13 protein-coding genes are annotated in these 26,896 nt (G+C 46.4%); all 13 read right to left on the reverse strand.

Translation table 11 applies throughout. From position 1 onward, the window contains the following. Window positions 1-76 precede the first annotated feature (76 nt). Window positions 77-2,527, reverse strand: coding sequence for an ABC transporter permease (locus ABIO93_RS32035; protein ID WP_348074123.1), 2,451 nt, complete (start codon window positions 2,525-2,527; stop codon window positions 77-79). Between the two features lie 22 nt (window positions 2,528-2,549). Then, window positions 2,550-4,949 carry an ABC transporter permease gene (locus ABIO93_RS32040; RefSeq protein ID WP_348074125.1) on the reverse strand — a complete coding sequence of 800 codons (2,400 nt, stop codon included), beginning with the start codon at window positions 4,947-4,949 and terminating at the stop codon, window positions 2,550-2,552. Window positions 4,950-5,105: 156 nt separating this feature from the next. Next, window positions 5,106-6,599, reverse strand: coding sequence for a capsule assembly Wzi family protein (locus ABIO93_RS32045; RefSeq protein WP_348074126.1), 1,494 nt, complete (start codon window positions 6,597-6,599; stop codon window positions 5,106-5,108). Window positions 6,600-6,721: 122 nt separating this feature from the next. Continuing rightward, window positions 6,722-9,094, reverse strand: a complete 2,373-nt coding sequence (locus ABIO93_RS32050; protein ID WP_348074127.1) for an ABC transporter permease — start codon at window positions 9,092-9,094, stop codon at window positions 6,722-6,724. Between the two features lie 32 nt (window positions 9,095-9,126). Further along, entirely contained in the window at window positions 9,127-11,505 is a 2,379-nt protein-coding gene (locus ABIO93_RS32055; RefSeq protein WP_348074128.1) for an ABC transporter permease, read from the reverse strand. Window positions 11,506-11,515: 10 nt separating this feature from the next. Then, window positions 11,516-13,912 carry an ABC transporter permease gene (locus tag ABIO93_RS32060; protein WP_348074129.1) on the reverse strand — a complete coding sequence of 799 codons (2,397 nt, stop codon included), beginning with the start codon at window positions 13,910-13,912 and terminating at the stop codon, window positions 11,516-11,518. A gap of 15 nt (window positions 13,913-13,927) precedes the next feature. Next, window positions 13,928-16,390, reverse strand: coding sequence for an FtsX-like permease family protein (locus tag ABIO93_RS32065; protein WP_348074130.1), 2,463 nt, complete (start codon window positions 16,388-16,390; stop codon window positions 13,928-13,930). Between the two features lie 11 nt (window positions 16,391-16,401). After that, window positions 16,402-18,780 carry an FtsX-like permease family protein gene (locus ABIO93_RS32070; protein WP_348074132.1) on the reverse strand — a complete coding sequence of 793 codons (2,379 nt, stop codon included), beginning with the start codon at window positions 18,778-18,780 and terminating at the stop codon, window positions 16,402-16,404. 11 nt (window positions 18,781-18,791) lie between these two features. After that, window positions 18,792-21,209: an ABC transporter permease gene (locus ABIO93_RS32075; protein ID WP_348074133.1), complete on the reverse strand. Its 2,418-nt coding sequence runs from the start codon at window positions 21,207-21,209 to the stop codon at window positions 18,792-18,794. A gap of 165 nt (window positions 21,210-21,374) precedes the next feature. Then, window positions 21,375-21,791, reverse strand: a complete 417-nt coding sequence (locus ABIO93_RS32080; protein WP_348074134.1) for a hypothetical protein — start codon at window positions 21,789-21,791, stop codon at window positions 21,375-21,377. 111 nt (window positions 21,792-21,902) lie between these two features. Beyond that, complete coding sequence (locus ABIO93_RS32085) at window positions 21,903-24,278, reverse strand: ABC transporter permease (RefSeq protein ID WP_348074135.1); 2,376 nt, start codon at window positions 24,276-24,278, stop codon at window positions 21,903-21,905. Window positions 24,279-24,396: 118 nt separating this feature from the next. Continuing rightward, complete coding sequence (locus ABIO93_RS32090; RefSeq protein ID WP_348074136.1) at window positions 24,397-25,935, reverse strand: FtsX-like permease family protein; 1,539 nt, start codon at window positions 25,933-25,935, stop codon at window positions 24,397-24,399. A gap of 68 nt (window positions 25,936-26,003) precedes the next feature. Beyond that, the gene (locus tag ABIO93_RS32095) at window positions 26,004-26,828 is read right to left on the reverse strand and encodes an ABC transporter permease (RefSeq protein WP_348074137.1); all 825 of its coding nucleotides are present in this window, start codon (window positions 26,826-26,828) and stop codon (window positions 26,004-26,006) included. Window positions 26,829-26,896: the final 68 nt, after the last annotated feature.

Here is a 26,896-nt window from a genome sequence, read left to right on the forward strand (position 1 = left end):
CTTTTGGTTTTTGGCTTTTAGCTGTTAGCTGTTAGCCATTAGCTAAGAGCTAACAGCTAAAAGCTGAAAGCCGCCCCTACTCGCTCCTCAACGACTTTACCGGATTAATCAATGCTGACTTAATACTCTGAAAACCGACTGTCAAAATCGTAACGGTAATGGTCAGCAGCCCTGCCAAGGCGAATATCCACCAGGCAATATCTGTCTTAAATGCAAAATCCTGCAACCATTTATTCATCGCGTACCAGGCCAACGGGCTGGCGATCACCAGCGACACTGCGACCAGTACCACAAAATCCCTGGACAATAATTGCACAATGCTGCTCACCGAAGCCCCCAGTACTTTCCTAACCCCGATTTCCTTCGTACGCTGCTGCGTTACAATAGAAACCAGACCATACAATCCCAGGCAAGAGATCAGTACCGCCATACCTGCGAAATAGCCGATTAGTTTACTCAGTCGCTGCTCGGTAGCGTAGGAAGCCGCAATGCTCTGATTCAGAAATTCGTAATCAAAACCTTTTTCAGGAAAATACTTGTCCCATTCCTCCCTCACATATCCCAGCGTTTTATCCATTTCACGGGGTGAAAGTTTGATCGACACCTGTGTGAACATGGGCTGGTCGATATCCATCACCATGCCCTGAATCGGGTTTTGTAATGACAGATTATGAAAATCCTTTAACACACCAATGATTCGCCCCTGCTTCCCTTCCAGATTAATGGATTTCCCGATTGCGTCCTGAGCGGATTTCCATTCCAGCTGCTTCACACCGGTTTCGTTGATCAAAAATGCCGCTGTTTTATCCGTAGAATGGCTTTCTGAAAAATCTCTGCCTGCGGCCAGTTTGAGACCATAGGTTTTCACAAAATTGAAATCCACGCCTACTGTACCAATGAAAAGATTAGCATCCCGGGTTTTTCCTTCCGGAGCCACATTGCGCTGAACGGCTCCGGCGCCCATTTGCCGGGTTGAAAATGTGACTTCTTTCACATTCGGGTTTTTGAGCAGGATATTTCTGAAAGTTTTGAGTTTCAGATAGGAACTGTCGCTGGGTGTAGCGAACAGGTTTGTAATTTTCTCGCTTCGAAGACTTGCTGTGAGAATATGGTCTTTGTCAAAACCCATGGGCTTCTCCATCAGGAATTGCAACTGCCGAAACGCCACCATAGCACCGATGATGAGCATGATGGAAGCAATAAACTGAAATCCTAGCAATACCTGCCGTAGCGCTCCGCCTCTTGCCTTACCACTTACAAAGCTTCCTTTTAACGTAGTAATGGGCTGAAAACGGGCGACAAAAAAGGCTGGATAGCTTCCCGACAAAAGCCCGGCAATCAATGCGACAGCGACAAATACAATCACTAACCCCGGGTTTTCCAAAAGGTAGGATAATGTCAGATTTTTATCCGTGAGATCATTCAGTACCGGAAACAGCAGCGCGATCAAAACAATGGCTAGTACCAACGCAATGCTGCTCAATAACATGGATTCGCCCAGAAACTGAAAGACAATCTGCGCTTTTTCGCTACCCAATGTTTTGCGTATCCCAACTTCCCGCGCCCTTTTCAGCGACCTGGCGGTTGACAAATTGATGAAGTTAATGCAGGCAATGAGCAATGTCATTAACCCGATACCGAGAAATACATATATATAGGTACGACTGCCGGTGGGTTCGGGGTTATTTTCAATTTCAGAATTAAGGTGAATGTCGGCCAGCGGTTGCAGCTTATATTCAATTCCCTTGCTCACATTAGGGTCGGCATAGGTAGCCAAAAACTTCGGCAGCCTCGCATTCACACTCTCTGCCGTTTTCCCGGGCCGAAGCAAAACATAGGTTGCGGAATGTGTGATCACCCAGTTCTTCGGAATATTGCTCCTCACCAGCTCGCTTTCGGTCGCATACATGGTTTGGTAATCCGACAGCAAATCAATTTTAATGTGCGAATTGTCAGGCAGTTCCTTGATAACGCCGGTAACTTTCAGCGGGTGTTTTCCTTCGTAAAGCAGCGTCTTTCCGAGTGCATTTTTTGTCCCAAAATATTTTTGCGCGATCTTATCGGTAATAACAACCGAAAATTTCTGCTTCAATGCCGTCCTGACGTCACCTTCGATAAATTGAAAAGAAAAGATCTGAGGTAATGTTGAATCTGCAAAAAAGAAACGCTCCTCATCAAATTTGACTGGCCGCGGATTGGTGCTATTGGGTATTTCAATGGTCGCGTTGCTCCTGTACACGCGCGCGGACTTTTCTATTTCTGAAAAAAAGTCTGGCAGCAAAGGCGAAGCAACCGCCGGAGTGAGACCGATATACTGGGTAAAACCTGCAAACTTAGGCATGTAATTGAGCCTGTAAATCCGATCGTACTTCGCATGAAACTGATCATAACTCAACTCATGCCGAACAAAAACCATGATCAAAAAACAGCAGGTCAACCCGATCGTCAGCCCAAGAATATTGATCAACGAAAAAGTCTTATGACGAAAGAGGTTACGCCGGGCGATTTTTAAGTAGTTTTTGAACATAGGTTAAAGGGCTAATTGGCTATTATTCCGACCTCAACGACTTCACTGGATTCGTCATTGCTGCTTTGATACTTTGAAAACTGATCGTGAGCAATGCTACGGCAATGGCCATTAATCCTGCTGTTACAAAAACCCACCATTCTATGTCAATCCGGTAAGCGAAATCGGTCAGCCAGGCATTCACTGCCCACCACGCGACGGGCGTTGCAATGATGATCGATACCAGCACCAGCCTTACGAAGTCTTTCGAGAGTAGCGCGACGATGCCTGCCACTGAAGCACCCATGACCTTGCGAACCCCAATCTCCTTGATCCTCCTTTCGGCGGAATACGAAGCCAGGCCAAACAGACCCAGGCATGACACGAAAATGGCCAGCGCGGCGAGAATACCTACAATTTCGCTCACCTGGCTATCGGCGCGGTATAGATCGGCAAAATGTTCATCCAGGAAAGAATAAGTGAAAGTTTGGTCAGGTACCAAGTTAGCCCACATCGCTTGAATGGCTGCAATCGACTGTTTTGCATCTTTTCCCTTAATCCGCACAGACATTTCCTGATAACCCCAGTCTTTTTGGTTAAACAGGCATAATGTTTCGATCTTATGATGCAGCGAGTTGAAATTGAAATCTCTCGCTATCCCTACAATTGTTCCCGATGAATCCATTCCGGAAAATCCGAAATGCTTTCCTACCAGCGTTTCCAAAGTGAGTTTGGGCTGATCTCTCAGGAGTTCTTTCGCAAGCGACTCGTTAATGATATACGTTTTGGCATTATCCGAGCCGTCGGACGTAAAATTCCGCCCGGCGACAAGTTTGATTTTATACAATGTAAGATAATCCGGATCCACGACCACCTGCGACGAAGCGATCTCTTTGGCAGGTCCGTCGCCGTGAAATGTGACGCCGGTCTGGTGGAAATTGTTTCCTAACCGCTGTTGTGAGCCCGTCACCGCTTCCACAAATGAACTGGAAAGCAACTCTTGTTTGATCGCCTGATACTTAGGCCCCGATTTGGAATCCAGCGGAATAATTATCACCTGCTCCTTGACAAAACCAGGATCCTTTTTCTGCATGTAACGCAGCTGTTTAACCGCGAAAGCAGTCGCGATGATCAGGAATACCGCGCTCGAAAACTGGGCGATCACCAATGCATTCCTGAAATTGCTCTTGCTATGCTGCAATGTACCTTTCAATACGGTAATGGGCTGAAAAGCAGACAGGAACGCAGCAGGATAAAGTCCAGAAAAAATACCGATCACGACCGTTCCTCCCAAAATACCCAGCAACAATGCAGGGTTGGTAAAGAACGCAAAGTTCAGCTCCCTCTGACTCAGCTGATTCACACCCGGCAGCAGCAGTTTGACCAACAATACCGCCAGTACCAACGCAATGACCGACAACAGAACCGATTCTCCGATAAACTGTCCGGCCAGCTGAAACCGCTGTGCACCAATGGATTTGCGGATACCCACCTCTTTCGCCCTTCCCGTCGAACGCGCGGTGGAAAGGTTCATAAAATTGACGCAGGCAATGATCAGGACAATGATCCCTATCACCGAAAATATGTAGGTATAGCTCCTGTCGAACTTTTGAAAATTGATATAATCGTGCGTAATGTCGGCTGACTGCGCGTGAACATCTGCCAGCGGTTGCAGAAACAGCTCATAGAACTTCCAGCCGCCTTCTTTCATATGCCGTTTCAGGTAAGCAGGAAACTTCTTTTCTAGTGCTGGTACATCGGTATCTTTGGCCAGATCAAGGTAGGTAATGAGCCAGTTTCCGCCCCAATTTTTCATATTATCAGGACCGGTGATGGTACTGAACGAAAATAGGCCATCGAATTGCAAATGCGAATTGGCAGGTACATCTTCCATGATCCCTGTCACCTTGAAAGTGAGGGTATCATTACCATAGTGAATGACAGATTTGCCGATCGGATCGACATTACCGAACATACTGGCAGCACTGCTTTTGGAGAGTACAGCTGTGTTGGGTTCTTTCAGCACATTCGCCTTTTCGCCTTCAATCAGCTTATAATCAAACATTTGAAAAAAATTAGGATCTACCCAAAGCACTTTCGGCAATTCTATTTTCTTTTCCTGATAAGTGAGTAAGGCCTTGTCAAATGAGGTAAGACGGGTATAGTCGCGGATCTGAGGGAATTCTTCTTTTAAGGTAGGGCCCATTGGAAACATAGACAATGCTACTTTCTGAGGGGCGACCATGCCTTCGAATTTCTGTACTTCATCGAGCCTGTAAAGGTTCTTGGTATGCATTTGATCAAAGCTCTTTTCGAAAAATACGAAGAGCATGATCATAATACAGGAAGCCATGCCGATAGCAAGACCAACAATATTGATGGCTGAAAAAACTTTGTTCTTCCAGATATTGCGGAAAGCAATTTTAAGGTAATTTTTGAGCATAGCAAAGATTAAAAAACTCACTGCAATAAAGTTATGCCAAGTTCACCAACCTATTCTATGTCAATTTGTTAGCTTCAACAAAACACATAAAATTGTCCGAAATCGAACAATTTTGTTCACGGATGAACATTGTGCATGTTGGGTTACATAGCACGCTTACCAGGCCTTTTTCAAACCGATAAAGCCGCCATTGTTTTTGGTGAAGATATCCCCCCTGTCCATGGCCCATTGCGCTGTGAGAATGGTGTTACCCAGAAACGCCAGCCTGTATTCGGCACCCAATAATGAAGAAAATTGCCCGCGCACAGGATTATAGTCCGCGCCCGGCGTTCCGAAATTACGGCTGTATGAGGTTCTCAAAGTCAACGATAATGCCTTCCCAAGCCTTCCCTGTGCGCCCAGGTACCACATATTTACCCGGTTATTGGGATAATATCGACCATTACCCTGCTTGGCCGGGTCCATATCTTTACCTGGGATAATAAACGGCGTACCGATGGGCCGCCCCCTGTACGACCAGCCCTCTTTGTATTGTGAATGGTTGAAATAATTGTCTGCTCCCTGGAATTTACTGCCGGTAATAAAAAATTGAGAGCCCGACTGGTCCTTTGTTGTCAAGAATTCGACGGTAATGTTGGTCAGCAGGACGCCTGTGCGCTGGCTGGCACTTTTCAATTTGAAATTAACACCATAAAGCCCGTCAGGAACGTTTTTGAACACCATACTGGACACGTCTTCAAAGGGATGCTGATGGTAAATGAACAGCTTATAGGCGCCCGCCTTCGTTTCAAAACCAAAATCATAGCTCCCCAAATGATTGCCCAGCCGGTAGCTGTCAAAGGAGCTATAACCATTTTTTTTATACCAATTTTTGGAGGTATAGGCCAGGACCACATTAGGAAAAAATTTCCAGGAAGAAGGTAATTCGCCGTCCAGGGCTAAATCCGGATTTTCTTTCAGGTACTCGCCATGGCCGGCCCACATCACATTGTGGTTAAGCCCGAGGTAGAATTTGCTGACCGAAGCTGGCTTCCCCAACCTGAAATACAGGAATTTCTGATGCAGTCTTACACCGTCCAGGTAATCGGTATGAAACCATGCGTGGGCAAAACCGGCATGTATTGCCAGAAAATTCCGGGTGAATTTCAATGGCGTGAAACCAATGGTACCGATCTGGATCTTGGGCATGGGTAATGCATTGCCAGAGCCCGAATAAAAGCCCGACGACAAGGTAGTGTCACCCAGGCCCATCACCTCTTTCCTCCTGCCAATGTAAATCTCGGTCATTTTAAACCGCACACTCGCATTCGCTTCCGGCAAAACCAGGTTGTATTTATTCGTCTTGTTGTAAGTCAGTACCGGATTGACGGCCACTCGCCAGTCCAGTTTCCTGGAACGATTGGAAAGGCTGTCGAAGAATTGGTAATTTTTGCGAAGATAACCCTGCAAAACACCGGAGGGAGACTGGTTCGAAACGATTCCGAAACGGTTGGTACGCAGCCAGAATGGGGTATCGTCATTGGTAGACACATACGCTCCGGCTTCGAGACCTGCTTCCAGGCTCGAAACCAGCGCTTTTTTTTGTGCATAGAGTTGTCCTGAAAAAAACAACAGCAGGTAAATCGTAGTGTGAGTAAATAGTCTGGGCAAAGGCATAATTCATTGATGAGGAATATCCTGCAAGATAAAGAGCCTTTGAGAAATATTTTCCCGACACGTCTGATTTAATAAAACATTAATCACATTTTGCTAACCTTCATGTGCAAAGCCACTTACTCGCTCCGCAGGCTTTTCACAGGATCCAGCAAAGCCGCCCTGATCGCCTGGTAGCTGACCGTCAGCAACGTCACTACCAATGCTCCTAATCCTGTTGCCGCAAATATCCACCATGAAAGCTCATCGTGATAGGCGTAGTTTTGCAACCAGCCACTCATGAAGTACCAGGCGATAGGCCCGGCGATGACGCAGGATATGATGATCAGCACCACAAAATCAGTGGATAGCATTTGCCATAAGTTTGCAACGGACGCACCGAGTACTTTGCGAATGCCGATTTCCTTCACGCGCTGTTCAGCAACAAATGAGGCCAGACCAAACAAACCCAGGCAGGAAATGAAAACAGCGAGTACCGCAAAAAATACCGTCAGTTTGCCGATACGCTCTTCTTCACCGAATTTTTTGGCATATTCCTGATCCACAAAGTTGTAAACAAATGGACTCGTCGGATTATACTTTGCAAAAACACCCTGCACTTTGGCTAATGATTCGCTGGTGCTTTGATCGGGTGCCAGGCTGATATTAATGACGCTCACATTCCTATAATTCAGCAGGAAAAAGGACGGATTGGTAGGCGAGAATGGATTTTCCTTGATCATATTGCGCGTCACGCCGATCACTTTATAGGGTCTACTGTCCCAGGTAACAAAAGATTCCAATGGATTTTTGAAGCCCATGAGCTTTACAGCAGATTCATTGATGATGATAGCGGCCGAATCCGCGGAGAACGCCCTCGAAAAATCCCGCCCTTGCACCATTGTCCAGCCGATCGCCTTCCCGTAATCATGCGTCACAAAATTACTCATCACCAATGGCTGCGTGCCGTGCGCTTTTCCTTCCCACGAAACATTGGTAGTACCGCCATACTGGACCGTTACGGAACCCGACGACTGCGACATTTCTCGCACAGCACCAGTATTCAGCAGATCATTCCGCATGGCATCGTAATGCCCGTAAAGCTCCGGTGTGTTCATGCTCACTTCAATGAGTCCGTTGCGAGTGTAGCCCACCGGACGGTTCTTGGCAAACTGGATCTGCCGGAACACCACAATGGTACCGATGATCAAGGTAACAGAAACTGTGAACTGCAAAACCACCAGTACCTGTCTTGGAATGGCTGCGAAACGGCCGGCACGCATGGTTCCTTTCAGTACTTTCAAAGGCTGGAAAGACGAAAGGTAAAGTGCCGGATAACTTCCGGCAATGACGCCCGTCATCAGACTAAATCCTATTCCAATGGCCCAAAACAATGGATTCGTCCACGGTATGGAGATCTTTTTCTCAGCAACTTCATTGAAAAATGATAATGCAAGGAACGAAAGCAATAATGAAAGGACGAATGAAAGCACTGCGACCAGCATCGATTCACTGAAAAACTGATTGATGAGCTGGCTCCGCATAGAGCCTATCGCTTTTCTGATACCCACTTCCTTGGCCCGCTTTTCGGAGCGCGCAGTGCTCAGGTTCATGAAATTGATACAGGCCAGCAGCAATACAAAGAAACCTATCGTGCCAAACAGCCATACAAATTCGATCAGCCCGCCAACCTGCTTTCCGTCTTTGAAATCAGAACGTAAATGCCAGTCGTGCATCGGGTGCAGGAAAAACTCGGGCTTGTACCCCGGCGGATCTGCGCGGTTGACGCGGATATCTTTGATCTTGCCAGACACGACTCCGAAGTCGGCGCCACTTTTGAGTTGCGCGTAAATCTGGTAAGAATTCTCGTCCCATTGATCCTGCGAACGTTTTGCGCCGGCATCCATCGCGATTAGTAAGCGCCAGGGAGTTAGGAAATAGACTTCTTTAAACGAGCTGTTTTCAGGAAAATCGTCATATACACCTGTAACCCTGACGGTCTGTTTGTTGTCGATACTGATCAGTTTATTGATCGGATTATCATTTCCAAAAAAGGCCCCGGCCAGTGATTTAGACAACAGAATGGAATTAACCTCAGCGAGGCCAGCTCGTGTTCCAGCCAGCATTTTCACCGACATGATATCCGTAAAAGCAGGTTCTACCGCACTACCGGTTTTCGAAAATTTCTTCTCGCCTGATGTGAGAATGTAAGATTGTCCTTTCGACAAACTGACCGATTCAAATTCCGCATACTTGCTGCGAAGCTCCTCCGCCAGCGGGATCGGCATCACATCGTACATCGCTTTTTCAACATCAAACTTGACAAACTGCCTTACCTGGGCGACCCTGTCATAGTTTTTGTGATTTTTATCAAATGACAACTCATCGTAGACCCATAGTCCGATCAACGTCGCGACGGCCATCCCGACTGACAAACCTCCTATGTTAATGGCGGAATAACCTTTATTTTTCAAAAGGATCCGGAAAGCGATTTTGAAATAGTTTCGGAGCATGGCTATGAATTAATATTTATAAAAAAGGACAATTACTCGCTTTTTAAGCTTTCCACCGGATTCATCAATGCTGCTTTGACACTATGAAAACTCACGGTGGCCAGAGCTATACCAGCAGCTACCAGCGCAGAAACGACAAAAATCCACCATTCAATGTCGATGCGGAATGCGAAGTCCTGCAACCATTTATCCATAAAATAATAAGCCGCCGGACTGGCGATCACGATGGCGATGAGGACCAGCCGCAGGAAATCTTTGGACAACAAACCCGTGATGCTCATGACCGAAGCACCCAGCACTTTGCGTACACCGATCTCTTTGGTACGCTGCTCAATGGAAAAAACCGCCAGGCCAAACAATCCTAGACAGGACAAAAACACCGATAACAATGCGAAAAGGGAAGTCAAATGGGAAGTCAGCTCCTCTCGCTGATAAAAACGGGCGATCTCATCGTCGTAAAAACTGTGCTGAAATACATTGTCGGGAAACTGTTTCGACCACACCCTTTCAATGTCCTGAATGGTACCGGAACTCAAATGTGCCAGTTTGACGCCGGCCTGCCTGTAATATTTCAATGTTGAATAAACAACGGTCGGCTCTATGGCAGTATAAAGATCCGAGTTATTGAAATCGGACAGTACTCCTACAATCACGCCGGTCTTATCCGCATCCCCTACCAGCAGACGTCGATTCAATGCCTCATCCGGCGATTTCAGTCCAAGCGCTTTGACCAGTTTTTGATTAATCAGCAGTTCTCGTAATGTATCTGACGCAACCACATTTCGTCCTGCGACCAATTTCAACCCGTACGTTTTAACATAGTTATGATCGGCAACCCGGGATCTCGCTACGAATTTTTCCCAGTCCCTGTTTTCGAATTTAATGCTACCTCCGCTTCCCAGCTGGGCGGAAGGCGGCGTCCTGAAAAAAGAGACACTAGCAACGTCTTTTAACCGTGTGACCTCATTTCGGAATGTGCTAACCTTGCCTGATTCGGTTTCGGGGAGGTTAATGTGTAAAACAAGGTCCTTATCCACGCCTAAGTCTTTATTTTTGAGGTATCTGGCTTGAAGGATAATGACCATAGAAACCGCGATCATGACAAACGAGATCGCGAACTGAACCACAACAAGTCCTTTTCTGACCGAAAAATGTCCGTTCACCTGCTGGCCTGCCAAACCTTTGATCGCTAGCAGCGGATTAAAATTCGATATCATCACCGCAGGATAAAACCCGGCCATCGCAACTACAAAAACCAGCAAAAGGAGAATGAATGTCACAAAACCAAAGTCAGTGAGGCCGCTGTTTTGAATGTGTATTCCGAGCCAGTCTGTCAGCAACATGGCCATCATACCCGACAGGGCAATGGCCAACACGAACGATATAATGGTAAAAAGAGCGGTTTCCTGAATAAACAGCCAAAAAACCTGAGCCCGTGACACACCCAGCACCTTTCGCACGCCTACTTCTTTTCCCCTTTTAAATGCTTGTGCGGTAGATAGATTGATAAAATTGAAGCAGGCGATCAAAACGAGCAATAAACCGACCGAGCCCAGCATAATGATTGTCGAGTACTTGATCTTTCCGCCGTAGTCTACATTGAAATGTACATCCGCCAGCTCCTGCAAATGGTAGTGAAAAACCTTACTATCGGCGCCATAGTACCTTTTTGAAAAGGCCGGCATTTGCTTTTCGAAGGCGGCCTTATCCTCTACGGAACGCAAGGTAATGTATGTTTCGCGACCGCTATCTATCCAGCCCCAATCCTGGTAACCGTATTCGGGCATCAGTTTTTTCAATGTCGGAAGTGAGACGAAAATGTCTCTTTTGAAATCCGTCAGCTCCGGGTAGTCCTTTATAATTCCTGCTACTACCGCGTTTTCCTGGTTATTGATCCTGATGTACTGACCTATGACATTGGTTTTCCCAAAGTATTTTCGCGCATATCGCTCCGTGAGCACGACTGTATTGGGCGCATTCAAAACAGCTGCATTCCCGCTCAGCCATTCGTAATCGAATATTTTGAAAAAATCAGGATTGGTGAAAGCCGCAGTTTCCTTTTCGAGGAATTTCTTCGGATTTGTATTTCCGACTGCTATTGTCAGCTCTTTTTGGGCGAGGTAACTGGCACTCTCTACATCACCATATTCTTTTTTAAGCGTTTCATGCAGCAAATATGCCGATCCTTTTTCTTTCTCCACAGATCCATCTTCCAGGTGCAAATCCACCACCACGCGATAAGTCCGGGCCGCATTCCGGTGATAATGATCTACTTCGAGGTGATAGGAAACCAGCTGGAAAATAATAATGGCCCCCGCCATCCCGATAGCGAGCCCCGCAATGTTGATACCTGAATAGATCCTGTTTTTAACAAGATTTCTGAAAGCAATTTTAAAAGAGTTTCGGAGCATAGTGTTTTATTTATTCGCTTCTCAAACTTTTAACCGGGTTCATTAACGCAGCCCTGATCGCCTGATAGCTGACCGTCAACAATGTGATCACTATCGCCCCGACCGCAGCAGAGGCGAAAATCCACCATGAAATATTAGTACGGTACTCGTATTTGAGCAGCCAGCCGTTGAGAAAATAATAAGCAATGGGCGCAGAAATAACACAGGATATCACCACCAGCACCACAAAGTCGCCTGACAACAATGCCCACAAATTAGCTACCGAAGCCCCCAGCACCTTCCTCACGCCGATTTCCTTGGTGCGCTGCTCAGCCGTGAAAGAAGCCAATCCGAACAAGCCCAGGCAACTGATTACGATGGCCAGGATCGCGAATGTGGATGCCAGCGTAGCGATTCGTTCCTCGGTGGCGAATTTGGCAGCGTACTGTTCATCCGAAAATTTGTAGTCGAAAGGACTGCCCGGATTGATCACTTTGAAAACCGACTCGATTTTCCGTAAAGATTCTCTCGCAGGTAATGTCGGGTTCAATTTGATATTGATCACATTGGCCCAGCCATAATTCACCATAAAAAGAGTCGGCTCAACAGGCTTGAATGGAGAATCCATGACCATATCCCTGATTACACCCACCACCGTATAAGAAGTGTTCTGCCATTTCACCGTCTTGCCTATAATGTCAGACGGACGTTTCATTTTCATGTATTTGAGGGCCGTCTCGTTCAGCACCATACCAGAAGAATCCGTAGAGAATTGTCTTGAAAAATCGCGCCCTTCCACAAACTGCCAACCAACCGTTTTTCCAAAATCATGCGTTACGGCAATGGTACCGAAGTTTTCCTTAAAGTTCGGGTCCTTACCTTCCCATTCAAATCCGCTGTTGGATGAGTTCATTTCCGTGGCCGGAGCCGAAGATGTGGACATTTCCATCACCGCACCTGTTCTCAGCAAATTTTCCCGTAGCACATTGTAATGGCTGGATAGTTCAGGAGTATTGATGTTTACCGTCACAAGCCCCGTGCGGTCGTATCCGATCGGCCTGTTCTTGGCGTGCTGGATTTGTTTAAAGACAATGATCGTACCGATAATCAAGGTCACAGACACCGTAAACTGTAAAACCACCAGCACTTTTCTGGGGATAGCGGCGTACCGGCCCACACGGGCTGCACCTTTCAAGACTTTTACCGGTTGAAATGATGACAAGTAAAACGCGGGGTAACTTCCTGAAATAAGGCCCGTGACCAGGGAAAAAGCGATCCCGGCCACCCAGAACCATGGACTTGTCCACAAAACATTCATTTGCTTGTCAGCCACTTCATTGAAAACCGGTAGCAGTACCACGACCAGCAGGAGCGACAATACAAATGCGAGCGCGACCACCATCATGGATTCGCTCAGAAACTGGTTGATCAACTGGCTGCGCATAGAACCGATCGCCTTGCGAATTCCTACTTCTTTCGCCCGCTTTTCAGATCTTGCGGTACTCAGGTTCATGAAGTTGATCGACGCCAGCAGCAATACGAAAATGCCAATGATCCCAAAAAGCCAGACATACTGAATGCGGCCGTCTGGTAACCCGTGTTTATCCCATCCTGAAAATAAATGCCATTGGCTCATCGGTAACAGATATATCCGAGGCTTGGCGAAAGCTATTTCCGGCGCATGTTTTAGTTTAATGTCTTTGATTTTGCTGGAAACTGTTTCAAAATCCGCATGGTCGCTGATCTGCGTGAGTACCTGCCAGGAATTATTGTTCCACTCCGCATTATTGATCGCATTTTTCACCCAATCCTGCGTACTCACGTACAGGTCCCAGGGAACTATAAAGGTAAGGTCCCGGAATTCTGTATTATATGGAAGATCTTCGTAGACGCCTGTAACGCGGACGTCGTGTCTATTGTCCAGTTTGATGATCTTGTCCATCGGATCGGCGGCACCGAACAATGCTTTGGCAACCGAGGCCGACAACATCACCGAAGCCTGGTCTTTTAACCCTGCCCGAGTGCCTTTCAACATTTTTAATGAAAACATTTCAGGTGCCTCAGCACTCAGATAGTTACCTTTCCGGGTGAATTTATTGTTTCCGTTGGCCAGGATATGCTCGCTATTAAAAGACGACATGACCACATATTTGAAATCATCCTTGTAGTGGTTCCGCAGCTCGCTCCCCATGGGCGCAGGCATATAACCGCCATGAAAAACCTCTCCTTCGAAGTCAACCGTCTGCATTACTTTCGCAATGCGGCCGTAGTTCTGATGGTACTTATCAAAAGAAAATTCATCCTGGATCCACAGGCCGATCATGATCGCGACGGCCATTCCCATTGCAAGGCCACCAATGTTAATAGCAGAATAACCTTTGTTTTTGTAAAGGTTTCTGAACGCGATTTTTATGTAGTTTTTGAACATAGCAAGTAGGATGTGTTATTCGCTTTTTAGACTTTTTACCGGATTCATCAGCGCGGACTTTATACTTTGGTAACTCACCGTCAATAAGGCAATCCCGATGGCCAGCAGCCCTGCCAGGACAAAAACCCACCATTCAATACCGATCCTGTATTCGAAATTCCGTAGCCATTGATTTAATCCATACCAGGTAATGGGGATGCCGATTACGATTGCGATCATCACTAGTTTCAAGAAATCTTTTGAAAGGAGCGCTACAATACCGGCTACCGACGCGCCCAGTACTTTGCGAACGCCAATTTCTTTGGTTCGCTGGTGGGCAGTGAAGGTAATGAGGCCAAATAATCCCAAGCAGGCTATAAATATTGAGATCGCCGCAAAAATCCTGAATGCGTCAAAAACCAGTTTTTCAACAATGTAGCCCTTCGCCAAAGACTCATTCAAGAATGCATATTGATATACATCCTGAGGAAAATGTTGCTTCCAGGTGCCTTCGATCGTTTGTAGTGCTTTCGGTAAATCGAGAACGTGCTCACCCGGAATAGCCTGCAACCTAATGTGGATTTGTTCGAAAAAACCAGTATTCCAGCACATCAGCACGCATGGTACAATCGGTTGCTGCAGCGATACATTGTGAAAGTCTTTCACCACTCCCAAAATCGGTGCCTCTCCCTCACTGATCGTCACGACCTTCCCGATCGCAGTTTCAGGAGTTAAGCCCAGATTCTTCACCATGGTTTCGTTGACCACGAAACCATTGAATGCAGACCCGTCAGGTACAATGTTCGAAGTGGAAAACCAGCGACCGGCGATGGTTTGGAGACCGAATAGGGAGTTATATTTCAAATCAACGACCTTCATTTCGGCCTGCCGGTTCATTTGGCTGGATTCAGATTTCAATCGAAAATCGGTGCCAAAGTAATTCTCCGTGATCGGCGCGCCGGAGGAAAAACTTACCTCCTCAATGGCTGGGTCACGTAATAACTGCTGTTTGAAAACCTCCTGTTTGCCTTGTACCTGGTTTCGCGGACCGTTGAGGGTAATCACCGCATCTCTCGCAAAACCCAGATCTTTATTCATGAAGAAATTCATTTGACGGGAAGCAACGAACGTCCCGGCCAGCAAACCATAAGTAATGCAAAACTGAAATACGATCAGTCCCTGGCGAAGCGAAAATCGCTGACGCTGTGCCATACCAGCACTTTTCAATGCATTGACCGGCTGAAATCTGGCCAGTATTGCCGCCGGGTAAAAGCCTGCAAACAACGCAACCGCCACAACCAATACCGCACAAAAAATCCAGACAGTAACATCCGGCCGAAGATCCAGGTTAATGATGCTCAGCGATGCATTGACCCAATGTAGCAGGAAACCCAACGCCACAGCCGAAATACCGCCAGCCAACATTGCAACAAAGAGCGTTTCCCCAATAAACTGACCGAAAAGCTGCGTTTGCGTGCTACCAACAGCCTTTCGAACACCTACCTCTTTGTTACGACGACTCGCCTGAGCGGTAGTAAGATTGATAAAATTGAATGAGGCGATGAGGATTAGAAAAATGGCGAGGCTTCCGAGCACCCACAGCATTTGGCGGCTCACGTGATAGCCTCCTAAAAAGTCTTCATAAATCGTATTGGTATGGATATCGGCAAGCGGCTGCAAAAAATAACTGACGCGCTGGTTGTCCTCCGCATTCATGTATTTTTTCTTCAATGCTGCCAACCCGCGCTCTATCGCTTTCGGGTCCAAGCCAGCAGGTAATGTGAGATAGGTAGTTCCCTCATAATTTCCCGACCAGTTACCAGCCTGGTACCGGTTGTTATTTTTGAAAAACTGATAATTTACCAGCATTTCAAACAACAGATTGGTATTATGCGGCGGGTTTTTGATGATACCGGATACCACCAGCGGATCTGTATTATTGAGCTTTAAAGTCTTACCGATCAGCTTGTCATAATGTCCTGCAAATTCTGCAAAGTAACGGTCGGCGAGCTTCGTGGTTAGTACTACAGCATTGGTTTGCTCAAAAGCCGTTTTGGCATTTCCGGCGAGCCAGATTCCACCGGGAACAACCTTCCCGAAGTCGAAAGTTTGCAAATAGTACTGATCGGCGAACATTAGGCGGTTTTCTTCGAAGCGGCTCACATTGCCTTTGCTATTCACGGAACTGATAATGCGGGTTACGGGGCCGGCAGTCTGCGTGACCTGCACACCCGGCATATCATTCCTGATCGCCTCCGCCAAAGGATAGGCCGTAGTAGGCCAATGCTGCACGCCGTCTGCCTGACGACTGTGTTCAACGACCCGGTAAGTATTTTCGCTTTGCGTATGAAAACTGTCAAAACTAACCTCATAACGCACAAAAATGTAAATAACCAAACAGCTAGTCATTCCCAGCGCCAGACCAAGCACATTGATCGCGGTGTGGGTTTTGTCGGACATTAACCGCCGGAATGCAATTTTGAAATAGTTTTTGAGCATAAGATTTAGTGCTATTCGCTTTTTAGAATTTTAACCGGATCACTCAATGCCGCTTTGATGGCTTGATACCCTACTGTGGCGACGGCAAGGGCGATAATCGATATGCCGGAAAAAATGAACACATTCAAACCCAAAGTAATGTGATATGAAAATTCATTGAGCCACTGGTTCATGGCCCAGGCAATGAGCGGGAAGGCGATCATCATGGCGATCAGTACCAGTTTAAGAAAATCAGTCGATAGCAGCACCGCGACATTACCAACTGTGGCGCCGACTACTTTTCGGATCCCTATTTCCTTTTGTCTGCGCTGCGCCGTAAATGCGGCTAGACCAAACAGGCCGAGGCAGGATATGAGAATTGTCAGTCCGGCGAAATACCTGGATAGTAAACTGATCCGTCGCTCGGAGGCGTACATGGCATTATAGTTCTCATCTAAAAACTTGTATTCGAACGCATTGCCTTGGTGATAGGACTGAAATGTTTTTTCAATTTGTGCAATGGTTTGAGGCTCAGCACCTGCCTGGATTTTCACCATAATATTCGGCATAACAGGATATACCTGAAAAAAGCAGGGTTTTACACGTTCATAAAGCGACTCAAAGTTAAAATCCTTGACCACCCCGACGATCTGCCGGTCCATTCCCCAGAACCTGACGATTTTTCCAACCGGATCTTTCAACCCCATGCTTTTAATGGCCGATTCATTGAAAATGATCTCATTACTGGCATTCTGGTTTTGTGAAAAACCCCTTCCTTCCTTGATTTTGATTCCAACGGTCTCAATAAAATTGAATCCTACTTCCAAATTTGCGAAATCAATGTCTTTGCCCGGCGGGCGGCCTGGCCACTCAAAACCCGAAATTCCACCGTGGCCGCCGGTCAGGTTATGACTGAAACTGGATGCATTCATGACACCAGGCAGGTTTTTCACTTCACTAAGAAATGATTCGGAAGATGCCAGGCTCAGCGAATCCATCTTGAACGGAATTTCAAATTGAATGATATTGTCGCGGCTGTATCCGAGATTCTTGTTCTGAATGTATTCGATCTGTCGGTAAACTACCAGCACGGAAACGATGAAAATCACTGAAACTGCAAATTGGAATACTACTAATCCCTTTCTGAAAAGCAACTCGCCTGCCGATGTTTTAAGTGAGCCTTTCAGTACTGCAATGGTGTTAAATCCGGACAAATAAAGCGCAGGATAGCTGCCTGCAATGAGTCCGGTCAGCAATGTAATTCCTAAAATTGAGAGGATAATCTGACTGTCAAATGCGAGGCTGATCTGCTTCCCGGTAATTTGATTGAATTGCGGTAAGAGAATGATCAGCAGCAAAATAGCGAAGAAAAGTGACAGAAAGGCCATCATGACCGACTCGCCCAGATACTGGATCACCAGCGACCGGCGGTATGCACCAATGGCCTTCTTGATCCCCACTTCCTTCATTCTGCCAGAGGCTTTGGCAGTGGACAAATTCATAAAATTAATACACGCAATCACCAGAATAAACAAGGCGATGATTGAAAAAAGCCGTACATAGGTGATCCGCCCACCTGCCTGCACGCCATTTTCAAACTGCCCATGCAGGTATTTGTCTGAATATTTGATCGCCAGTAACTGCGCTTTCAGTCCTTTGTCTTTGGTAGCGAGAAAGTTTTTGATCTTGCCATTGAACTGGTCTACATCCACCTCCTTTTTCAGGATCACAAAAGTGCTGGGGTCGCTATTGCCCCAGGATTTCATGCTAGGGCGCTTCTCCACGAAAAGAGCAAAATTGAATAGGACTTCAAATTGCTCTATCGCATGGGTTGGGTTTCCTTGAAAAACTGCGCCTACATTGTAATTACCGCTGAATTCGCCGTGATCCCAGGCGATGGTTTTGCCGATGATGTTGTCCGTTGTATGAAACAGTTTTAAAGCCAGTTCCTTCGAAATGCCAACTGTTTGATTGTCACGAAACAACACACTCACATCGCCATCCAAAACCGGGCAGGTGAAAACATTGAAATAATCCTTACTGATAAACTGACCGCCCGCTTTGATGTGCGTATCGCCGAAAGAAACCAATCCCTTATTGCCAAACCAGGAAGCAGGTACTACCGTCGCCGCGTGCTCCACCTCCGGCATTTCCGCGACCAGCGCATTGGCCAGGAGCCCGGCGGTATGGTTAATGGTCTCCATACCATCCTCACTCGGATGATTGGCCATTACCTGATAAAGCTGCCCTTCCTTTGCGTTGTAATGGTCAATATGCAGCTCATCGTTCACCCACAGGTAAATGAGTAATGTACACGCCAACCCCGTGGATAGGCCCACAAGGTTCAGAAGCGTAAATTGGCGTTCCTTCACAAGATTCCGCCAGGCGATTTTGAAATAGTTTTTGATCATGGCTGTTGAGATTATTCGCTTTTCAAACTTTTCACAGGATTGACTAATGCAGCCTTAACACTTTGAAAGCTGACGGTTAGCAAAGCAATACCAACTGCCAGCACGCCCGCGAGCACAAAAACCCACCATTGAATGTCAATTTTATAGGCAAAATCCGCCAGCCACTGATTCATTCCATACCAGGCTAGCGGCGTTGCGATGACGATGGCTACGACTACAATGCGCAAAAAGTCGCCTGATAGCAGAGCGACAATGCTCATCACAGAGGCTCCCAATACCTTCCGCACGCCGATTTCTTTGGTGCGCTGGATGGTAGTGAATGCTGCGAGGCCAAATAATCCGAGGCATGCGATCACTACGGCCAGACTGGCGAAAATGCCGAAGAGCTTTCCTACCCGCTGCTCGGACTGATACATTTTATCAAACCGCTCGTTCAAAAATGAATACGAGAACGGGCTGTCCGTTTCTGACTTCCATGTTTTTTCAATGCTTTTGATCAGTCCGGGAAAGTTATCTGTACGGATCCTGAGTGCCATTTGGTAATGGTCGCCGCCGTACATCATCACGAGCGGGGCAATGTGCTCGTGCAAGGATTTGAAATGGAAATTTCGCGTCACACCTACTACCGTATACGTGCGCTTGCTTTCCGGGCTCCCGTTGCCAATCGTGCGTATGCGCTGGCCGATCGCGTTTTTCCAGCCAAATTGTTTGACGGTAGCTTCATTGACAAGCACTGCGGCGCTATCCGAGGCGAATGATTTGGAGAAATTACGTCCTGCCGCAATTTTGATGCCTAATGTCGGCAGATAGTTATCGTCAATGTAGTAGGTACTGAATCGATAAGGTGAAACGGTGTTATCGGCACTCTCGGGTAAATAGCCGTCCGTAGAGCTGTTGGAATTTCCAGCTGGTAAATAGCCCGCCAGCGACACATTCACAACCTGCGAAAGCTTGGTTAGCTGCTCCTTGAATGTCTTTGATTTATCTCCTAAAAGATGGGTGTCTTGCAGGATCAGTACCTGTTCTTTATGGAAACCCAGCTTTTTATTCTGAATAAAACGCAGTTGTTGAAATACCACAATGGTACCGATGATCATTCCAATCGACACCACAAACTGAATGGTTACCAGCGAATTACGCAACCAGCCGCTACGCATGCCAGATTGAATTCTCCCTTTTAAAACCAGTATCGGTTTAAATGATGACAGGAAAAAAGCGGGGTAGCTGCCTGTTAATAACCCGACGACTAAACACCCGGCCAGTGCGAGCGAGATCATTTTTACATTTAGAATCGATTGCAGGTCAAACTGCTTTCCGGCCAGCTCATTGAAGCTCGGTAGCACAATGACTACCAGCGCAAATGCTACTAAAAGTGCCAGTAATGTAAGCAAAATAGATTCTGTAAGAAATTGACGGATAAGCTGTTGCTGGACTGAACCCAACACTTTGCGAATACCTACTTCCTTAGCCCGGCTGGCAGAACCGGCCGTTGACAGGTTCATAAAATTAATACAGGCGATAAGCAGAATGAATGCAGCAATAGCCGAAAATATGTAAACGTACTTAACCGAGCCATTGGGTTCTAGCTCGCCTTCCAGGTTGGATTTGAGGTGAATGTCGGTGAGCGGCTGAAATTGCAAGCCGAAGCGGTCGCCTTTTTTCAAATATTCTTCATAGGTCATTCCCAGAAACTCCATTATTTCAGGCCCAATGTATTTCTTTACAATGGCCGGCCCCTGAGCGGTCAGTTTTTCCACTGGATAATCTTTCCGAAGCAGCAGGTAAGTTTGCGCGCCGCTCGACAGCCATTTATCCCCCAGCTTGATCGAGCTCATTGAACCAAAAAAATCGTAATGAAAATGGGAGCTGGAAGGGACATTTTCGCAAATTCCAGTAATGCGGAACAGGCCCCGGCTACCCAGCGTCAGGCTTTTACCGATCGGGTCGGCTTTCCCGAAATACTTTTGAGCAACGGATTCTGAAATCACCAAAGTATTAGGCTCTTTCAGTATCGTGGCTGGGTTTCCTTTTATAACCGGAATTGAAAAAACCTGAAAAAAATTGGAATCCGCAAAGGCGACATGCTCCTCTTTAAAATGCTCGTGATCATTTTTCACCAGGAATGTACCCTCGGTAGTGGTGCGCGTAAATGCCTCAACACCCGGATAATCTCTGGCAACCGAAGGACCGGCCGGTGCCGGGGCGATGGCAATATTGATATCATTACCTCCGATCTTCCCGTGCATCGTGATGCGGAAAATACGATCAGCATTCACATTATAGCGATCGTAATTGAGCTCATGCTGCACGTACAGCAAAATCAGCATGCACGTGGCGAGGCCAATAGCAAGGCCAAAAATATTAATGGCTGCAAACGCCTTCTTGTTCCAAAGGGTGCGCCAGGCAATTTTAAAGTAATTTTTGAGCATGATCGTGGGAGCTGTCTGCTTTGTACGATCACAGTATTAAATGCATACCAGAAATTTACATCGCTGATTATAAGATAGTTAAGGCCGCAAAAAAAAATTAGCTGTCCGAAATCGAACAGCTAACGTAATGACTTGCAGGAAAACTTGGAAGTGATCAACCTTTGACTAGTCGTCGTTATAATTGAGCGTATTACCATACACTACACTGTCGTCTTGCAGAATAGCGTACGCGCGGTAACTAATTCGGCTCGTGCATATCTGCGGACCTGCATTACTCTTTGGTCCGGCCACAAATGGCAGGGCAACGATTACTTTGATATTGTCGGCCACAGTCGGATTATCGACGAAAGTACGACCATCGTTTACCGCGCTGAATACCACACCGTATTCTTTCACAGGGATGGTGCCAACATCAGTAACTTCCACCGTGTAGGTCAAACTGCATTTTGCATTTTGACCGCCTCCAAATGGCAGGGTTTTCAACTGCGGAGGAATGCCCGGAACGACGTGATCCTGACATGAATAACTAAAAAGGAACAGGGACAGCACAACAAGTGCAAGAGTGGTGAAACGTTTTTGCATGGGGCGCAGATTTAGTTGAGGCTGAAACACATATCCACAAATCTTACAAATAAATCTATCAATAATCAAATATAATTTCAACAATCTACTTCACGCCTTGTACAGGGATCATTATTCGTTTTTCAGAGACTCCACAGGATTCATTAATGCAGCCTTGATGCTTTGAAAACTGATGGTCAGCAATGCGATTACAATTGCTAATAAACTCGCATACAGATAAATAGTAACCGGTATAGCAATGCGATAAGCGAAGTCCTGTAACCATTTATCCATCAAAAAATAGGCAACAGGAATGGCCAGCACAATGGCCACCAGAACCAGCCTGATGAAGTCTTTTGAAAGCAATGTAACGATCCCGGCCACGGATGAACCCAGTACTTTGCGTATGCCGATTTCCTTGGTACGGGCTTCGGCAGTAAACGTTACCAGACCAAAAAGTCCCATGCAGGCGATGAAAATTGCCAATCCTGTGAAAACCGAAAACATTTGCGACATCCGCATCTCCGTTTTGAATGTTTCATTGAATGCATCATCAAGGAAATAGTACTCGAATGGTTTCTCCTTGTCATATTTTTTAAAGATTTTTCCAATCGTCGCTACTTTCTCATGGATATTGGTCTTCGGATCCAGTCTCACATACATGGTGGCTTTTGATCCGCCGGGCCGCTTTAAAATATTGGTGGTATCATTCACAACCTGGATACCCATCGACTTCATTCCACCTTGCACCGCGGTAAAGTGAAAGTCTTTCAGAACACCGCCAATTTTCCCTGCGATCTGCATATCCTGCCCGACGGGATCACCTTTGATGCCCAGTTCCTTCACAGCCATTTCATTCAGCAGCCAGTAATTTTGCTTTTTGAATGACTCTGGTACGGGCATTGATTTGTATTTGAGGCCCAATGTCTTCACAAAACGGCTGTCAACCAGCATACTAACAACGCCAACATCCTTTTTACTGACCTTGTTTTTCAAAAAGAACATGTTGTAATCTTTGAAAAGGCCCACATCGCAGAAAGTGTAATTCTCCACGCCTGCCTGCTGGCCTATCTCTTCCCGCAATGGGAAATAGTTGCTCGAAATTGATTCTGTCAATGGTACGGTCAGTATCTGGTCTTTGTAAAGGCCAAGTTTTTTGTTTTGCATAAAAGCCAGCTGGTCTTTCACGACCAGACTACTGATAATCAATGCGATGGAAACAGTGAATTGAAATACCATAAAAAGCTTTCTCACACCCGCGCCACTCCGTTTTCCTCCCAACCGTCCCTTTAACACATCCAGCGGAGCAAATCCTGACAGTACCAATGCGGGGTAACTTCCGGCAATGAGCGCGGTCAAAACGAGCAATGCAATTAAGAATGCAAGGAAATTGGGCGAAACCAGAAAGGAGGCATCAATATGCAGATCCAGCAAGTCGTAAAACGGCTGATGCAAAAAGCGCACTAAAATAAACGCCAGCGCAAATGCTAGTGTGCAAAGCAATATGGATTCTGCGTAAAACTGCTTCACCAACCCGCCACGGCCCGCACCTATCACCTTACGGACGCCTACCTCCTTCGCACGTAAGGTAGCGCGGGCGGTGGTGAGGCTCATGTAGTTGAACAATGCCAGAAAAAGGATCAATGCGGCGACACCGGTGAATATCGTGATGAGCTTGTTGTTTCCTCCATCCACAACATTATTGCCCAAGTGAATTTCGCTCAGTCCTTCCAGAATGTACCTGGACTTGCTGCCAAATGCATCCAGTTTCCCACCCTCCTTTTTATTGAGATTCCGCTCAGCCATTGCAGCAGATTTTTCGGAATCGAGCAACAGATAGATGTTAAAAATTCCACCCGATATCCAGTCATTCTTGTTTTTTTCACTCAGTTGCGGATAGGTGGAAATCGATGCCAGAAAGTCCGGGTTGAAAGACGAATTGGAAGGCGCAGTTTTCATGATGCCTGTAATCTGCAAAGGGTGCTTCCCTTGATAGGACAAGGTTTTACCAATCGGATCGGCGTCCCCAAAGTATTTACGCGCCGCCCGCTCGGAAATCACCATTGTAAAAGGCTTTTCTAATACCGTAGCAGGGTTTCCTTCTTTTAATTTGAATGAAAAAATCTTCAAAAATGACGGATCAGTGAACATAAAATTCTCCTCGAAAAACATGCCTTTTTCAGGGCTTTTAATCACGATCTTGTCATAGCTCGGCAGTATCCTCACAAAATCCTTGATCCTCGCGTCTGCATTTTTAAGAGCGGGTGCCTTATCAGACGAAAACCCCTGCATTTGAAACTCATTATCGCCCATTTTCACTTTGGCCAATACCCTGTAAATCCGCTTGTGATTAGCGTGGAATTTGTCATAGCTGGACTCATGCATGACAAACATCAGAATCAGTACCGAGACTGCCATTCCCAAAGCCAGACCGCAAATATTGATCACGGAATAGGTTTTGTTCTTGACTAGATTTCTAGTGGCGACTTTGAGATAGTTCAGGAGCATGTCTCTTAGCTTTTTTAGCTATTAGCATTTAGCTGTTAGCCTATTTTGGTGATGCAATATTGCTATTAAACTATTTTTCCATAAATGATGATTGCTTACAACGCAATGACCAAAGCTACTACTCGCTCCTTAGTGCCTTCACCGGATTCATCAGCGCAGCCTTAATGCTCTGGAAACTGACGGTGGCGAATGCAATGATGATTGCCATACCGGCACCGCTGGCGAACATCCACCAGCTGATCGCGATCTTATACTCAAAGTCCTGCAGCCATTTATCCATCACGTACCAGGCAACGGGCGAAGCCAGCACAATGGCTACGAATACCAATACCAGAAAATCCTTGGATAGCAGCCCCACGATACCGGCGACTGACGCACCGAGTACTTTTCTCACCCCGATCTCCTTCATCCGCTGCTGCGCCATAAAAGTAGCAAGACCGAACAATCCCAGGCAGGCTATAAAGATGGAAAGACCTGCAAATATTTGATATAACAAGGTGATCTGCCGCTCTTGTTTGTAAAAATCCTCAATGCTTTCGTCGAAGAATTTGCCTTGGATCGCCACTTCGGGAAACACATTTGCATAGGCTTTTTCAATGCTCTCCACCGCTCTTGAAATGTTACCGGTACGTATTTTAATGCCACCCTGCCAGTAATATTGTGGCAGCGGAGCGATCATGATCGGTTTACTAGCCTCACGGGCAGAGTTCGCTTTGAAATCCTTTACCACGCCCACAATAGGCTGCCATTTACCGCCGCCCAGCCTGATGTTCATTCCAACCGCCTGCTGTGGATCTTTGATGCCCACTTTCGCGAGTAGTGTCTCATTTACTACGCAAGCACCGGTAGAATCGCCCATTTCGTAAGCCTTACCCGCGATAAACTGCAAGCCGAAGGTTTTGAAATAGTCCTGGTCGGCAAACTTTTCAAATATCTGAAAATCCTCATCCTTGCCCCTGTTGCCAAATGCGAAGTTACCCGACCAGTTATTATCCGAAGACGGCACATCCGAGGAGAAACTGACAGACTGAATGTCCGGATTTTGCAGCAATTCATTTTTGAATGACTGGAACCTGCTGGTGTAAGCCTCATCGAGATTGACCGAATAAACGCCTTCCTTTGTAAAGCCCAGATCGAGTTTACTCACAAAATTCATTTGCGTTATCGTGACAATGGTTCCGACAACCAATATTTGTGAAACTCCAAATTGCAGGACAATCAGTAACTTTTGCAACGAAACACCGCCAAATGAACGGTTGGCTACGCTGCTCTTAATGGCTTCGATCGGCTGGAAACCCGACATGACAATGGCCGGATAGAATCCTGCAATCAAGCTGACCAAAAGCGATAATGCCAGGACAAACAGCCATAATTCCGGCTTGCTTAACACCGGCAACTCAGCCGGGACATGAGAGATCAGGCCAAGTAAAGGCATACTTAACGCAGCAAGTAACACGCCAATTGAGACGGAGCAAACCACGATCAGGAATGTTTCGCTTAGAAACTGGCTGATGAGATCAGGACGACTGCTGCCCAAAACCTTTCTGACACCAACTTCTCGGGAGCGACGGGCCGACTGTACCGTTGCGAGGTTGATAAAATTGATACACGCCATCGAAATGATCAGAATGCCGATCACTACCAGCGTCCAAAGCACACTTCTGCTGATGCTATGACCCTTGAAATTGTTGAGCTTTGCGTCGTAATGTTGTTCGGATAAAGGAGTCAGGAAGTGCGAAACTTTGGCATTGCTCCTCTCATCCTTATAGTGTTTTTTAATGAACCCGGAAACTGATTCTCAATGGTTTTAACAGATAGGTTCTTGGGCAAAAAGACAAAAAGCTGATCATTGCTGCTTGTACTGCCCCAGTTTTTAAAATCACCCCAGCCAAACGACAACGGTTGTCTCCGCTTGGTTTCGTACGAAATGACAATATCAACTGGCAAATCCGTATTCAGCGGTGGGTTTTCGAGGATACCTCCTACCTTCATGACCGTCTTGTTGTTGATCTTCAAATACTGGCCAACTGCATCCTGCCATTTACCAAAGTATTTCTCAGCCTTTCTTTGAGACAACACCACTATGTTCGGATCTTTCAAAACTGATTTTGAACCGCTTAGCCACGCAAAGTCAAACAGGTCGAAAAACTCCGGTACCGTCAGCAATCCTTCATCTTCTTCCTTGAACTTCTTATCCGTTCTCTGGCTATCAGCATCTTTTCCGAGTACTGTCACCTGGGGATCAACGGTGCCATAAACCGGTACGATTGTACCAAGCTGCGGAATATCTACTTTCAATGCAGCTTCGTACGGCAGCGGACTGCCGGGCGTATAATCGATCTGCCCATTCGGATATTCCGTTTTTTTAGCAATCCGGTATATCTGGTCATAGTTTTTATGAAATGTATCAAAACCTGACTCATATGTATAAACAACATACAAAAGCAGACAAGCAGCGACGCCCACGGAAAGACCGAGGACATTGAGAATAGTGTAGTTGCGATAGCGAATTAGCGTTCGGAAGGCGATTTTTAGATAGTTTGTGTACATGATCCTAGAATGTTGGCGATCTGCCAACGTTAGTTAAATTAAATAATGCTCACTTTTTTTAACTGTGA

Origin of the sequence: Dyadobacter sp. (genome assembly GCF_039919315.1) — a bacterium.
In the GTDB taxonomy this organism is placed as follows: Bacteria; Bacteroidota; Bacteroidia; order Cytophagales; family Spirosomataceae; genus Dyadobacter.